We start from the raw sequence: 14,309 nt of genomic DNA, 5'->3' as shown, positions 1-14,309 counted from the left end.
AGGGGAAAATGAGTAGTTCTTTAGCGTTACGGACAGAATTAATAGAAGTTGATACTTATTTACCCTTATCTGATAGTTTGGCTTTCGATCTTGAGCAATTTACGAGGAAACATTATCGCATCGCCAATCACCATCAATTCAATGAGCAAATTTTAAGCCCCGAAACAACAGGTTCACTGGGTGTTTTCTATGATCTTAATAATAAAATTGTTGGTTTTTCACGTATTTGCCGTCATTCACTTCAGGTACAAGACAGTGAATTTACCGCTTATATCGGAGGTACTTACTATGATCCCAGAATAGACCTTAGCTTCACTGCAGCAAGATTTTGTTTAGCAAAAGCAATACGCTATAAATTAGAGCGCCCTCACGAAAATATGGCTTATTTTTCACTAGTCAGCACACCAACCCGCTTCCAATTTTTATCAAAACTGAATAACGGTATCTATCCCAATGAAGAAACACCGATTCCTGAATTTGTTTTAGTGCTGGTTGAGCATTTAAAAAGACTCCATCATTGGGAAACGGATGCTAAGCATCCTATGCTGATCCATAATCAAATCCCCTTGCTTAATCCACCCATCCTAGAAGATGAAGCTGATCCTTTGATCAATTATTATCTTTCCTTAAATCCGAACTACTCTACCGGCACTTCCTTACTGATTTATCTGCCAATTAATTTAGCGAACATTAGTTTAGGAATTAAACGCGTGCTGATGAAAATGCGCCCGCCTCAAGCGTATTTACATGAGACAAAAGAAGTAACTTTTTCTTAAAGATCATGAATGGAGCGGTTTAATCGAGACGCAATTAACCACATTAAAAGGCCAATCGCCAGAGTGACTAAGCCAATATAAGCAAAAACCCGGGTATAGATGGTCAATGATTCAATGCCCGGGGTGACATTAGTAGGAAGAGCAGCAAAATTGGCGACAGTCGCGCCAATAAAACCGGCTACTGATGACGTTAAGAACCACATCCCCATCACAAAACCTGTAATTTGACTTGGTACTAACTGAGCAACCATCGCAACTCCCAGCGCTGAGACCAATAACTCCCCGGTACTCTGAAAAAAATAACTCGCCACCAACCACCATGAAGAAACAATACCCTGACCGTCATGCGAGTATCTAGCAAAGAACAGTAAGCTAAAACTTAAGCCGCAACAGAGCATTCCTGTAGCAAATTTATAAGGAATAGAAAAAGAATAACCTTGGCGATCAAGCTTATTGTACAAGATCGCCAACACAGGACTCATGATGATAATCCAAATTGAATTTAAAGCCTGAAAACTTTGTGGATTAAGAGGAACCCCTAAAAGAAAAGGGTTGACGTTATGAACGGCAAATAAATTTAATGAGGTGGGCATTTGCTGATATAAGGTGAAAAAAACAATTGCTTCAAGCATCAGAATTAATGCAACAAACATGCGTCTAAAAGATGATTTTTGCTCTCGGCGCATAAAAATAAAATAAATTCCCACAACAACAGCAGTAACTAACCAAACTAAATTTTTAGCAAGAATCACATGCTGTAAGAGATAAGCGGATATCAAAGTAATAACTATTATTCCAAGGATAACCAGAGCCCATTGCCAGTAAGGGACACGCTTATTATCTGAGGGTGTATTAATCTGGGCAACATGCTGACGCTGAAACCAATAATTGGCTAATCCAAGCAATAAGCCAATAAAACTACTGAAATAAGCATAAGAATAACCATAGTGGCTAGCCAGAGTGGGGCCTATCACTAAGGCAAAGGTAGAGCCTAAATTAATTGCCATATAATAAAGTGTAAAGGCTCCATGTAAACGGGGATCCTCTTTTTCATAACATTTAGCAAGTAAATTTGAAGGATTGGCTTTGAATAAACCATTACCTACACAAATAAGGCCTAAAGCTAAAAATACATGCTGCTTCTCCACCAAAGCTAAAGAAAGATAACCGAGAGCAAGGGTAATTAACCCTAAAACGATGGTGCGTTTAGTACCTAATACTTTATCACCGAGATAGCCGCCTATGGCGATCATCCCATAGACAAGCGCTGAGAAAGCACCAAAGGTAAAATAAGCATCTGTTTCATTAAAGCCTAAATAGCGAATGAAAAACAAGGTAAGAATGCCTTGCATGGTATAGTAACCATAGCGCTCCCAGATCTCGAGCATAAAAATCATATGGAAAGCACGGGGTTGTTTACGAAACAGAGAAAGCATCGATCACCTTGACGCCCTAAATGAATAGCTAAAACGCTATACTAGTTCAAAATGAAATGCAAATAACAGATTTTAAACAGTTTTTGCTTCGAGATTTGATTTGAAATCCATGTCTGGTAGAGGAGGTACACAGTAATTTAAAGCGTGCAGGGGTTGGACAAAATGAGCCGGCTGAGAATCCAAACCAGTGACTCCCCTTGCGATTAAAACCCAGGTTAATGGCCGATAGCTTAATAATTTATCCTCTTCCTCTTTAGCCACCTCACCATTGCACAAGGCGTCATTAAGTATCTGCAATGCTCGATTGGTGTGGGTGAAATAATCAAGGAAAATTTTTATATCTTCTTCGCTGGCTTGATGGGCTTGAGTATAGCTAGCCATCTCGCTAAAAAAATATATGATTTTGGGTACATCGCTTCTTTCTAGGTAGTCCGATAGATTGTTATCAATTTGTTTTAATCTTCTAAGATGTTGCTCTTGTTCGCTGGATTTTTTTTCCTCTTTCATTCCAGATAGCGTCAGCATTGCTATGCTCGTCGAGGCAAGACTTTTATCGTATTCCAGCCCATTATCCTCAAGCTGACCTATCTGAGTAATCTCCATAGCTGACTTAGCCCTAAATTTTTCAATGACAATCGGAACGAGGAGATAGGTCAGTAAGCCGATAAGATATAAACCACTCGTCGCAGCACTTATCGCGAAAAGGACTAAGCCAATATGGGGAAAAAAAATAGCTAAAGCTAAACCAATCACTGCTACAATAGCTAAGGCCATACCAACCTTTTTATCCCGTACAGCGCTCCCACTTAAATCCTTCATCAGTTGCATGTTTTCAAATTGCTTGTCATACAACTTTTGTAATTTTTCTTTTCGCCGCTGCAATTTAGTTTGCATTTTTTTAATCTGCTTCACGTAATCAGGATAATTTGCTACTTCTCCTGGATCATTAAGTAAAACAGATAATCGCTGCGCTTTTTCTACCAGATTTTGTAACTGCGACTCAGCCCTCTCGATATCTATAGTGCCCTGAATCAAGGCTTGCTTCGTTTGGGAACGATCGTAAAAATGTTTGACCAAAATAAAAACGCTAACCGCCAAGGCAAGGGATCCTGCGCATAATGCTATAATAGGTGCTACTGGGACAGGAGCTAATACGCCAGCTAAAGCTAAGCCTAAAACAACAGCAGAATAAAGCCATCGCCCTGCATGCGATAAAGTAATTGGTAACGGGCAGCCTAAAAGCCAAGCAGCATAAAACATCAAGGGAATACGGATAAAATCAATAAAGGCAATGATCACGCCAGCAACGCGAAAACCCGAGTTGATTGAACCTGCTAATTCCCTTCCTTCGATATAAGCCAATTTACTAATGGCTACGCCTGTTCCATCAACACTGCGTAAGAAACCAGAAAGGAAGGGAACTTTTTTAAATAACGCAATCGTTAAAACATCTTCAGGCGGTGGGTTAAACTGAAAACTAACCGGCTCTTGCATTTCTAAAGCTTGCTGGCGTGCTAATAAAAGCTCAGTCTCTGTCAATTCGAAACTCATAGGCTCTATCTCAGAGTTTTCTCTTGGCTCTAACTTACTTCTACTCATTCACAAGTACCGAAACATCATATTGCTGCGCAATTATACCACAACTTGCGAGAACAGTAGTCTTATAGTGCTCTCACTGACTCTTCTATCCTTGATTTGTATCCATCATTATTTTAAAGCTTGTGCCACTACAGAGAGATTCCTCTGCTATGCTCGAGATAGCGTGGCGTGGGGAGTTGCGGTTTTTTAATGAATTTTTCTGATAAAAACTGCTTGCCAGCTCCCTGTTTTGTCAACTATATTGCCCTAATCCCCCAAGAAAAATAAATTGACATGGCTAGTAGAAAAGCTCTTTTTTTGGCCGGAGGTGGAGCACGTGGCGCTTATCAAGCAGGAGTGTTGAAAGCCATTGGCCATATCTTACAAGTGAAAACGATTCCGTTTGAAATGATTAGCGGCGTCAGTGTTGGCTGCCTGAATGCTGCAGTGCTTGCTGAAATGGCACATGACTTTCCCACAGGATTGGAAAAACTTGAAGCGATGTGGGCGGAGATTCATTGCCATCACATTTTTAATGCCTCTAATTACGCACTTTCTAAATCAGTTCTCCGAAATATGAGTCATTTAATCGTCAGACAACGCCAATCAGGCAATCTACTGGATACTAGTCCTTTACGTGAATTCATCACTTCAAACATTGATTTTAATTTGATTGAAACCAACATCGCTGATCACCATTTGGAAGCCATGGAGGTCATCAGCCACTGCTATGAAACCCAACAGACGATTTCTTTTTATCGTCATGATTTTGCTGGGTTTGAAGATTGGCACTATCCACGGCATGTCAGTCAACAAACTAGCCTGAAGATGGAGCATATTCTCGCATCGAGCGCGTTGCCGCTCTTCTTTCCCACCGTCAATATTGACGGCTTTCATTATGGTGACGGCAGTATCGGTTTGGTTTCGCCCCTACGCGGGGCCTTACGTCTTCAGGTTGAAAAAATTCTTATCTTGGGTACGCGCCAATTACCGGTGTTCCATGATCCCGATCAATTACGCAACGGTGAAATTGGCTTTGCCCATATTCTCGGTGGGATGTTAAATGGTTTATTTCTCGATAATCTTGATCGTGATATTGAAATGGTCAATCGCATGAATGACATTGCTCGTCTATTATCTATGTGGAAAAAACGCCGCTCTCCCTGGCGTCCCATTGAAACACTTCATTTAAGACCAAGTATCGATATCGCTGACATTGCTCAAGCACAATACGCAACCATGCCTGCTTTGCTGCGTTTTTTACTGAATATTTTGGGTGCTAAAAATAAATCAGGCGATCTACTCAGCTTTTTATTATTCGAACCTGGCTTTACTCGCGAGCTTCTTGATTTAGGTTATCAGGACACGATTACCTCAGCCGATCAAGTTAACAAATTCTTTGCCAATTAGAATTAAAAATAGCGTGAATAAATGGCTAAATAGGTACCGTCATTTTCCATGGCATTCAAAGCGCTATTGATGCGAGCAATGAGTGGGCCTGAATTGAGATTAGCCATAATCCCATAGCCCAGACCAAAGGGTATTGCTGGACCAACTAGCTTAAACACCGTGGGATTGCTATTAACCCAATAGGACGCACTGATAAAGTCAAACATGATAAAGTCAACTTTTTGATCGGCCAAGTCTTGCAACATATCTTGTTGCTTACTGTATTCAATGACCTGAACGTTTTGAAAGCTCGTTTCTAGAATCATTTTATAGACAGTACCTGCTTCAATAGCAACGCGTTTGCCATTGACCGTGTTAATGTCCATACCCGAATTGACGGTGGTAAATAATTGGGCTTTGGTTTGTAAATAGGGTTGGCTAAATAAAAAATATTTGAGTCGTTCTCGGGTAATAAAAAAACCATCAATGCCTAAATCAACTTTTCCTGCTGCCACTGCTTTCATTATGTCGGCGAAGGTCATGGGTTCAAAGACACAAGTTGCATGAATCCGGCGACAAACCTCGTTGACAAGATCAATTTCAAAACCAGTAAATACATTATCCTTTGTCGCTTGACTTTCCATCGGCGGGTCAAAAGGTGAAGTGCCCACAACTAGTCTTTCAGCATAGGAGCTTGAGCATATCAAACAAGAGATCAGCAGTGCTACTAGTATCCTCATAAAGCAAATTCCTTATTATGCGCAGTTCGTAGTTTGTAATCACTTCTCAAAGTCTAGTCAATCAAAATCGAACTAGCTGTTTTTTCTTAATTGATGTAAAACGGCGCGAGCATCAGGTCGCAGACCATGCCAAATTAAGAATGCTTCCGCTGCCTGCTCCACCAGCATACCCAAACCATCTACTCCCGCAATTTTCTGTTCATGTGCCCATTCCACGAAGGGGGTATGCGCTTGAAGATTGTAAGCGAGGTCATAGCAAACTGTAGTTGATTTTAATAGCGAAGGCGCTAATTGTAGTTTCTCCTCAGCTAAACTTGCTGAGGTTGCATTGATGATTAAATCAAAATGGCCGGTTAATTCTGATAAAGAACTGCATTTTATTTGCGCAAAATCCGCTTTTAAGCGCTTCGCATTATCTTCGCTGCGATTAACAATAACGAGTTGGGCTATCCCTGCTTCTAATAAAGGATTAATAATTCCTCTGGCAGCACCTCCTGCTCCAAGGATAAGCACTTGTTTGTCTGCTAGATTAAGATAATGAGAAAGATCCCTGATTAATCCAATGCCATCGGTATTATCCGCATGTAATTGCCCCTCCTGCATCCATAGTGTATTGGCCGCTTTAGCTTGCTGGGCACGAAGTTTAGCAACAGCTGCCATGGCAAAAGCCCGTGGCTTAAAGGGAAGGGTGATATTTAACCCCTTCCCTCCTTGGGTAAAAAATTGAGCGACGCATGTTTCAAAATCACCCTCAGGCACTAAGATTTTTTCATAACTTAATCTGATGCCTGTTTGCTCAGCAAATTGCTGATGGATAAAAGGCGATAAGCTATGAGCGATAGGATTTCCCATGACGGCAAAATGATTTGTCATGCTTAATCCACCAAACTTTTCTCAACCACCTCACCTAAATCTCGCGATAAATCGAGTACCGCAAGTTGCTTAAGCTGCTCTTTCATGAACTGCTGCCGAGCCGAATCAAAACGACGCCAGCGCGTAAACGGCGTGGCTAAACGGGCGGCAATTTGCGGATTTATTTTATCCATTTGCTCTAAAATCTCGCGCAAGAAGACATAACCACTACCATCAGCAGCATGAAAATGACGGGGATTAGCTTGGCAGAAAGCACCGATTACCGCACGCACCTTATTAGGATTTTTCATGCTAAATGCAGGATGCTTAATTAACGTTTTGACCCGTGCTAAGCTGTCCTTTAATTCACTAGTGGCCTGAATAGAAAACCATTTATCAAGGACCAAGTCATTTTGCGACCATTGGCGATAAAAATTGTCAATGGCCTGCTCTCTTGCCGTGCCTTGCGAACAATTATTTAAAGCAGCAAAACTGGCAATTTGATCCGTCATGGTCTTCGCCTTGATAAATTGCTGTTGGCAAATATTTAGAGTATGGGCTTCATCCGCTTTCATCATTAATCCAAGACAAACATTGCGTAACTTCCTTTTGCCATAGGCTTTTGCGTACATACCATGGTCCTCTTCTTGCCAAAGAGCCAGATACATCATCTCTAAATATTCGTAAAGCTGTTTGCCTAATTCAACACGGAAAAAATCTCGGGCTTTCTCTACCCTATCCACATCCACAGAGGTCAAGGTAGCGGCTACTTCTTCAAAGCCTGGAGGGGTTAGTAAATCGGCTCGTAGAGCATAATCAAGGGATTCATCCTCTAAAACATGACGATAAGCATCAACTAATGCCTGAGGAATAGTCCATTTATTGATGGGAGTATTGAAATAATGATTGATGCAATCCAGAGCTAAGCGCTGGGCGGCGTCCCATTTTGCATAGCCATTAGACTCAAAGCGCAGCAAAGAAAGCAACTCGTCTTGGCTTAGCTGGCGCTTTAGCTTCACTGGAGCAGAAAAATCACGCAATAAGGAAATAATGGGTTTGGCCGTCAGACCAGAAAAATGAAAACTTTGTTGCGCTTCCCGCAGCCCTAAAACTTCTTGCTTAAGCGGCAATGAGTTACCTTTTTCATCAAATAAGGCAATGCGAATAGGAATATGAAAGGGTTTTTTCTCTTTACATTCCGGCGTTGGGGGGCAAGATTGCGTCAGGGTTAGTTCGAGATTACCTGAGTCATACTCAGTGGCTACCTGAATTTCTGGAGTACCGGCTTGACTGTACCAAAGTTTAAACTGCGTCAGATCTACTTTATTCGCATCTTCCATCGCGGCCACAAAATCATCGATGGTTACCGCCTGGCCATCATGACGTTTAAAATATAAGTCCATACCCCGGCGAAACCCCTCTTTGCCGAGCAAGGTATGTTGCATCCGAATAACTTCAGCACCTTTGTTATAAACCGTTGCCGTATAGAAGTTGTTGATTTCTTGATAAGACTCAGGTCTTACCGGATGCGCCATGGAGCCAGCATCTTCTGGAAATTGCGTGTTGCGCAGCACCTTAACGTCTGCAATACGATTGACGTCACGGGAATTCATATCACGTGAAAACTCTTGATCACGAAAGACAGTCAATCCTTCTTTTAAACTTAATTGAAACCAATCACGGCAAGTGACACGATTACCTGTCCAATTATGAAAATATTCATGGCCGATAACACCTTCCACATCGGCAAAATCTTGATCGGTTGCCGTATCCGGCCGCGCAAGGATGTATTTGGAATTGAACAGATTTAAACCCTTATTTTCCATTGCCCCCATATTAAAATCACTGACAGCGACGATCATATAAATGTTTAAATCATATTCGCGACCAAACTCTTCTTCATCCCAGCGCATCGCATTCTTCACCGACTCCATGGCATGGGCGCATTTGTCTTCATTACCTGGTTCAACATAAATTCTTAAATCCACGGTTTTACCAGAGCAGGTGGTGAATTTATCTTGGACACAAGCGAGATCACCGGCAACCAAAGCAAATAAATAAGAAGGCTTTTTGAAAGGATCTTTCCATTTGACCCAATGACGATCATGGTCTAAATCGCCAGAATCAATCAAATTTCCATTAGAAAGAAGTACAGGATATTTGTTTTTGTCCGCAGAAATGCACGTAGTATAGGTTGCCAAAACATCAGGTCTGTCGAGATAGAACGTAATTCTGCGAAATCCTTCGGCCTCACACTGCGTGCAAAAAAGTTGATGAGACCGGTAAAGACCAGACAATTGCGTGTTATCTTGCGGGCGAATGCGTGTCACTATTTCGAGAGTAAACGCCTCAGGGCAATTTTCTATAATTAAGTCATCTTTCTCTAAGCGATAGTCCTTTTTAGAAAGTTGTTTGTTATTCATCGCTATGCTGATAAGCTCTAATTCATCACCATAAAGATGCAGTTCGCCGGCACGTTGACGATGTAATTGCATGCGATTTTTAACCAAAGCATGGTCATCATGCAAATCAAAATCGAGGTCAATCGTATCCACTGTAAAATTAGGGGGCTGATAATCTTTGCGATATATGGTTTTTTTCTCTGGCATGAACATTGCTCCATCTTAAAAAAACTACAACATTAGTAATTTACTGATTTTTTTAATTGCATATGGGTTATACTAAAACTAAAAGAATCAAAAGAGTAGTAGAAAAACATAAGTAAAGGGGAAGGCTTATGAACACAAATGAATTTTTGGCGAACTATACAAAACGCTTTATTGACGATAAAGCCGAAGAATTAAGTCTAGATGAATACCTAGAATTATGTCGTTCTGATCCTTCTGCCTATGCGAATCCAGCTGAGCGCTTATTAATGGCAATCGGCGAACCTGAAATGGTTGATACTCGCCATGACCCAATACTCTCGCGTATTTTTTCTAATAAAATCATACCTCGCTATTCAGTTTTTGATGAATTTTATGGCATGGAAGAGCCTATCGAACAGATTGTTGGCTTTTTAAAACACGCGGCTCAAGGTCTTGAAGAAACCAAACAAGTACTTTATTTGCTGGGTCCGGTGGGCGGCGGTAAATCATCGCTAGCGGAAAAGTTAAAAGATTTAATGGAAAAAATTCCCTTCTATGCGATAAAAGGTTCACCCGTTTTTGATTCACCGCTTTCATTATTTAACCCGGATGAGGATGGCGAATTATTACTTGAGCGCTTCAACATCCCGACCCGGCATTTACGTTATGCCATGTCACCCTGGGCTGTTAAACGTTTACATGAATACAACGGTGACATTAGTCAGTTTCGCGTGGTCAAAGTTAAACCGTCCCGCATGAAGCAAATTGCTGTCGCCAAAACAGAGCCAGGCGATGAAAATAATCAAGATATTTCCTCTCTAGTCGGTAAAGTCGACATACGGAAATTGGAAGAGTTTTCTCAAGATGACCCCGATGCCTATAGTTATTCTGGTGGTCTCTGCCGCGCAAACCGCGGTTTGCTTGAATTCGTTGAAATGTTCAAAGCGCCAATTAAAGTCTTGCATCCGCTACTAACAGCGACTCAAGAAGGGAACTATAACGCGACGGAAGGCTTATCGGGCTTACCTTTCGAGGGAATTATCGTTGCCCACTCTAACGAATCAGAATGGCAAACCTTCCGCAATAATAAAAACAACGAAGCGTTTATCGACCGTATTAACATTGTTAAAGTACCTTATTGTCTACGCGTTAGCGAAGAATTGCGTATCTATCAAAAATTACTAGATAACAGTTCGTTGAAAGATGCACCCTGCGCACCTGGTACACTGGATATGCTGGCCCAATTTTCCGTATTGACTCGTTTAAAAGAACCCCAAAACTCAAGCATTTATTCCAAAATGCGCGTTTATAATGGTGAATCACTCAAAGATACTGATCCTAAAGCAAAATCCTATCAAGAATACCGTGATTTTGCCGGTGTGGATGAAGGGATGAGCGGCATCTCAACTCGTTTTGCTTTCAAAATTTTATCGAAGGTTTTCAACTTTGATCATTCTGAAGTCGCCGCTAACCCTGTTCATTTGCTCTATGTGTTAGAACGTCAAGTTGAACAAGAGCAATTCCCACAAGAGTTGCATGAAAAATATTTAACCTTTATTAAAGAGCATCTAACACCCAAATACGTTGATCTCATTGGTAAAGAAATTCAAACCGCCTATCTTGAGTCTTACTCAGAATATGGCCAAAACATTTTTGACCGTTACATTACCTACGCAGATTTTTGGATTCAAGATCAAGATTATCGCGACCCAGATACAGGTGAAATCTTTGATCGTCCATCACTCAACTTAGAGCTTGAGAAAATAGAAAAACCAGCAGGAATTTCTAATCCTAAGGATTTTCGTAATGAAGTAGTGAATTTTGTCCTTAGAGCTCGAGCCAATAATAATGGTAAAAATCCGGTATGGAACAGCTATGAAAAATTAAAATCGGTCATCGAGAAGAAAATGTTTACCAATACCGAAGACTTATTACCGGTGATTTCTTTCAATGCTAAAGCATCTGAAGACGATAAGAAGAAACACGAAGAATTCATTGCGCGAATGGTCGATAAAGGCTATACCCGTAAACAAGTCAGGCTATTGTGCGAATGGTATCTGCGGGTTAGAAAATCACAATAATCACTTCACTGACTTTAGCGGGCGCTGAATAAGGACGGAGGTTTATGTCGCAACTGATAGATAGACGGCAGAATGCAGGTAAGAAAAGCACAGTCAATCGCCAACGCTTCCTGCGCCGTTACAAAAGTCAAATCAAACGCGCAGTATCCGAGGCAGTAGGTAAACGAAGTATTACAGAAATTGATCAAGGAGAACAAATCAGTATCCCTGCCAAAGATATCTCAGAACCGCGATTTCATCGCGGTCAGGGCGGGCGAATTGAGCGGATTTTACCTGGCAACGATGAGTTTATAACAGGCGACCGAATTAAACGCCCCTCTGATGGCAGCGGTGGTAGCGGCAGTCAGGCCAGTGACACAGGCGAAGGCGAAGATGATTTTGTTTTCGAACTGTCACGTGAAGAATTCCTTGAATTATATTTTGAAGACTTAGAACTTCCTGATTTGGTCAAAAAAGAATTAGCGCGCCTCACCACGTTTAAAACCGTGCGAGCTGGAGTGAGTACCAGCGGTATTCCTGCCAACATCAACGTCGTTCGCTCCATGCGGCAAGCCGCGGGACGACGAATGGCCTTAGCCTCTCCTTATAAACGACAATTACGCGAGGCCGAGGAAGAGTTAAAACAACTAGAAGCCACGCCTAATCCCGACAACGTCGATTTAATGCGTTTACAACGGGACATCGAATTTTTGAAAAAGAAAATCAATACCGTGCCTTTTATCGACACAATAGATCTTCGTTATAATAACCGCATTCGCATTCCAGCCCCCTCAACCCAAGCCGTGATGTTTTGTGTCATGGATGTATCAGGTTCCATGGATGAGGCGAAAAAGGATGTGGCGAAACGTTTTTTTATTTTGCTCTATCTTTTTCTGACCAAAAACTATGAGAAAATTGAGCTCGTTTTTATCCGTCACCATACTTCGGCAAAAGAAGTGAATGAAGAAGAGTTTTTCTATTCTCGTGAAACAGGTGGAACCGTCGTTTCAAGTGCCCTGGAATTATTGCATAACATCATTGAAGCACGTTATCCGCCAGCTTCTTGGAATATTTACGTTGCTCAAGCCTCGGACGGCGATAATTGGAATGCGGATTCACCGTATTGCCAAGAACTTCTGCAAGAAAAAATTATGCCTTTACTGCAATATTTTGCCTATATCGAAATTATGCCTCGACACCACCAAAGCCTATGGGAAGTTTATCAGCAAGTGAAAAATAACTATCCAAATTTCGCTATGGAAAATATTGATAATGTCTCTGATATTTATCCTGTGTTTCGCGAATTATTTAAGAGGAAGACAGAATGAGGAGAAAAAAACCTTTGTCGACTGGTGCTGAGTGGACCTTCGAGCTTATCCAAGCCTATGACAAAGAAATTGCCGAGCTTGCAAAAGACTTCAAATTAGACACTTATCCTAATCAGATTGAAGTAATCTCCGCTGAACAAATGATGGATGCTTATGCCTCGGTGGGAATGCCAATCGGCTATCATCACTGGTCCTTCGGTAAACATTTTGTGGGCGTCGAGAAAAGTTATAAACGCGGACAAATGGGTTTAGCTTACGAATTAGTGATTAACTCCAATCCCTGTATTTCCTATCTTATGGAAGAAAATACTATGGCGATGCAAGCTTTAGTCATTGCTCACGCTTGCTATGGCCATAATTCTTTCTTTAAAAACAATTATCTCTTTAAAATGTGGACCTCTGCCGATGCCATCATTGATTATTTGGTTTTTGCAAGAAATTATATTAGTGAATGTGAAGAGCGCTTTGGCATTGATGAGGTGGAAACGATCCTTGATGCTTGCCATGCCTTGATGAATTATGGCGTAGATCGCTACAAGCACCCCACGAATTTATCCATGCAGGAAGAAAAAATTCGCCAACAGAATCGTGAAATTTATTTGCAATCACAGGTTAATGAGTTGTGGCGTACCATTCCTAAAGGCAAGCAGATCGATGAAAATGGGCGTAAAAAACGCTTTCCTGAAGAACCACAAGAAAATATCCTTTATTTTATTGAAAAGAATGCGCCTTTATTAGAATCCTGGCAACGTGAAATTGTGCGAATTGTTCGCAAAATAGCGCAGTACTTTTATCCTCAAGGTCAAACTAAAGTGATGAACGAGGGCTGGGCCTGTTTTTGGCACTATACCCTCTTGCATGGGCTTTATGATAAGGGGCTAGTCACTGATGAGTTTATGTTGGAAGTGCTGCAAAGTCATACCAATGTAATTATGCAACCTTCCTTTAATAGCCCTTATTTTAGCGGCATCAATCCCTACACCTTGGGCTATCATATGATGCAGGACATCAAACGCATTTGTGAAAATCCCAGCGACGAAGATAAACATTGGTTCCCTTATTTAGCGAATAGTAATTGGCTTACGAGTCTTGACCTTGCCATGCGCAATTTTAAAGATGAAAGTTTTATTGCTCAATATTTATCACCTCGTTTAATCAGAGAATTGAAGTTATTTCATATTGTCGATGACGATAAAAATCCGGACTTAATGGTCGGGGCAATTCATGATGAGCATGGCTATCAAATCATTCGTGAAGCCTTGTCGCGACAATACAATCTCGGTTATCTCGAACCTGATATCCAAGTGTATGCGGTAGACATAGAAGGCGATCGCTCATTAACCCTGCAATACGTGCAACATAATCGCGTACCTCTGGGTGAAAATACACAAGAAGTGCTTAAACATCTTTATAGTTTATGGAAATTTCCAGTGACTCTCCAGGCAATAGACCTGCAAGGGCAAATTACTGGCGAATACCATTGTCCCGCTTTGCCCGCCGGGAAAACGGCCGCGAAGGATGCGCCTACAACTTAACAAACAGCTATCCTTGCTGGCAAAAAA

10 protein-coding genes are annotated in these 14,309 nt (G+C 41.3%); 5 read left to right on the top strand and 5 right to left on the bottom strand.

All coding sequences use genetic code 11. The features are described 5' to 3' along the window. Positions 1–8 precede the first annotated feature (8 nt). Positions 9–776, top strand: a complete 768-nt coding sequence (locus Lnau_RS13760; RefSeq protein WP_058505705.1) for a hypothetical protein — start codon at positions 9–11, stop codon at positions 774–776. Here Lnau_RS13760 and Lnau_RS13755 read toward each other — a convergent pair. Next, complete coding sequence (locus Lnau_RS13755; protein WP_058505704.1) at positions 773–2,212, bottom strand: oligopeptide:H+ symporter; 1,440 nt, start codon at positions 2,210–2,212, stop codon at positions 773–775. The two genes, Lnau_RS13760 and Lnau_RS13755, sit on opposite strands and share 4 nt — an antisense overlap. Before the next feature lie 72 nt (positions 2,213–2,284). Then, the gene (locus Lnau_RS13750) at positions 2,285–3,811 is read right to left on the bottom strand and encodes a hypothetical protein (RefSeq protein WP_133134848.1); all 1,527 of its coding nucleotides are present in this window, start codon (positions 3,809–3,811) and stop codon (positions 2,285–2,287) included. Between the two features lie 273 nt (positions 3,812–4,084). Between Lnau_RS13750 and Lnau_RS13745 the strand changes: the two genes are divergently transcribed. Then, positions 4,085–5,200 carry a patatin-like phospholipase family protein gene (locus Lnau_RS13745; protein ID WP_058505702.1) on the top strand — a complete coding sequence of 372 codons (1,116 nt, stop codon included), beginning with the start codon at positions 4,085–4,087 and terminating at the stop codon, positions 5,198–5,200. Positions 5,201–5,202: 2 nt separating this feature from the next. Here the strand turns inward: Lnau_RS13745 and Lnau_RS13740 are convergent, their stop codons facing one another. The 3 genes from Lnau_RS13740 to pepN all read right to left on the bottom strand — a co-directional run bounded on the left by Lnau_RS13740 (position 5,203) and on the right by pepN (position 9,380). After that, entirely contained in the window at positions 5,203–5,919 is a 717-nt protein-coding gene (locus tag Lnau_RS13740; RefSeq protein WP_058505701.1) for a transporter substrate-binding domain-containing protein, read from the bottom strand. 72 nt (positions 5,920–5,991) lie between these two features. Continuing rightward, on the bottom strand, positions 5,992–6,792 hold the full coding sequence (aroE, locus tag Lnau_RS13735; protein ID WP_058505700.1) for a shikimate dehydrogenase: 801 nt from the start codon (positions 6,790–6,792) through the stop codon (positions 5,992–5,994). 2 nt (positions 6,793–6,794) lie between these two features. Next, positions 6,795–9,380, bottom strand: a complete 2,586-nt coding sequence (gene pepN, locus Lnau_RS13730) for an aminopeptidase N (RefSeq protein ID WP_058505699.1) — start codon at positions 9,378–9,380, stop codon at positions 6,795–6,797. A 128-nt stretch (positions 9,381–9,508) separates the two neighbouring features. On the opposite strand from pepN, the gene Lnau_RS13725 reads away from it, so the two are divergent. From Lnau_RS13725 to Lnau_RS13715, 3 genes are read left to right on the top strand one after another with little or no spacing between them, the layout of a single operon-like run. Further along, complete coding sequence (locus Lnau_RS13725) at positions 9,509–11,440, top strand: PrkA family serine protein kinase (protein ID WP_058505698.1); 1,932 nt, start codon at positions 9,509–9,511, stop codon at positions 11,438–11,440. Between the two features lie 44 nt (positions 11,441–11,484). Next, complete coding sequence (locus Lnau_RS13720; RefSeq protein WP_058505697.1) at positions 11,485–12,747, top strand: YeaH/YhbH family protein; 1,263 nt, start codon at positions 11,485–11,487, stop codon at positions 12,745–12,747. Beyond that, positions 12,744–14,282 carry a SpoVR family protein gene (locus Lnau_RS13715; protein WP_058505696.1) on the top strand — a complete coding sequence of 513 codons (1,539 nt, stop codon included), beginning with the start codon at positions 12,744–12,746 and terminating at the stop codon, positions 14,280–14,282. Before Lnau_RS13720 ends, Lnau_RS13715 begins: the two co-directional genes overlap by 4 nt. Positions 14,283–14,309 lie beyond the last annotated feature (27 nt).

The organism is Legionella nautarum, assembly GCF_001467895.1.
Lineage (GTDB): Bacteria > Pseudomonadota > Gammaproteobacteria > Legionellales > Legionellaceae > Tatlockia > Tatlockia nautarum.
The sequence above is the reverse complement of the archived record's forward strand: the minus strand, read 5'-3'. Positions and strand labels throughout refer to the sequence as shown.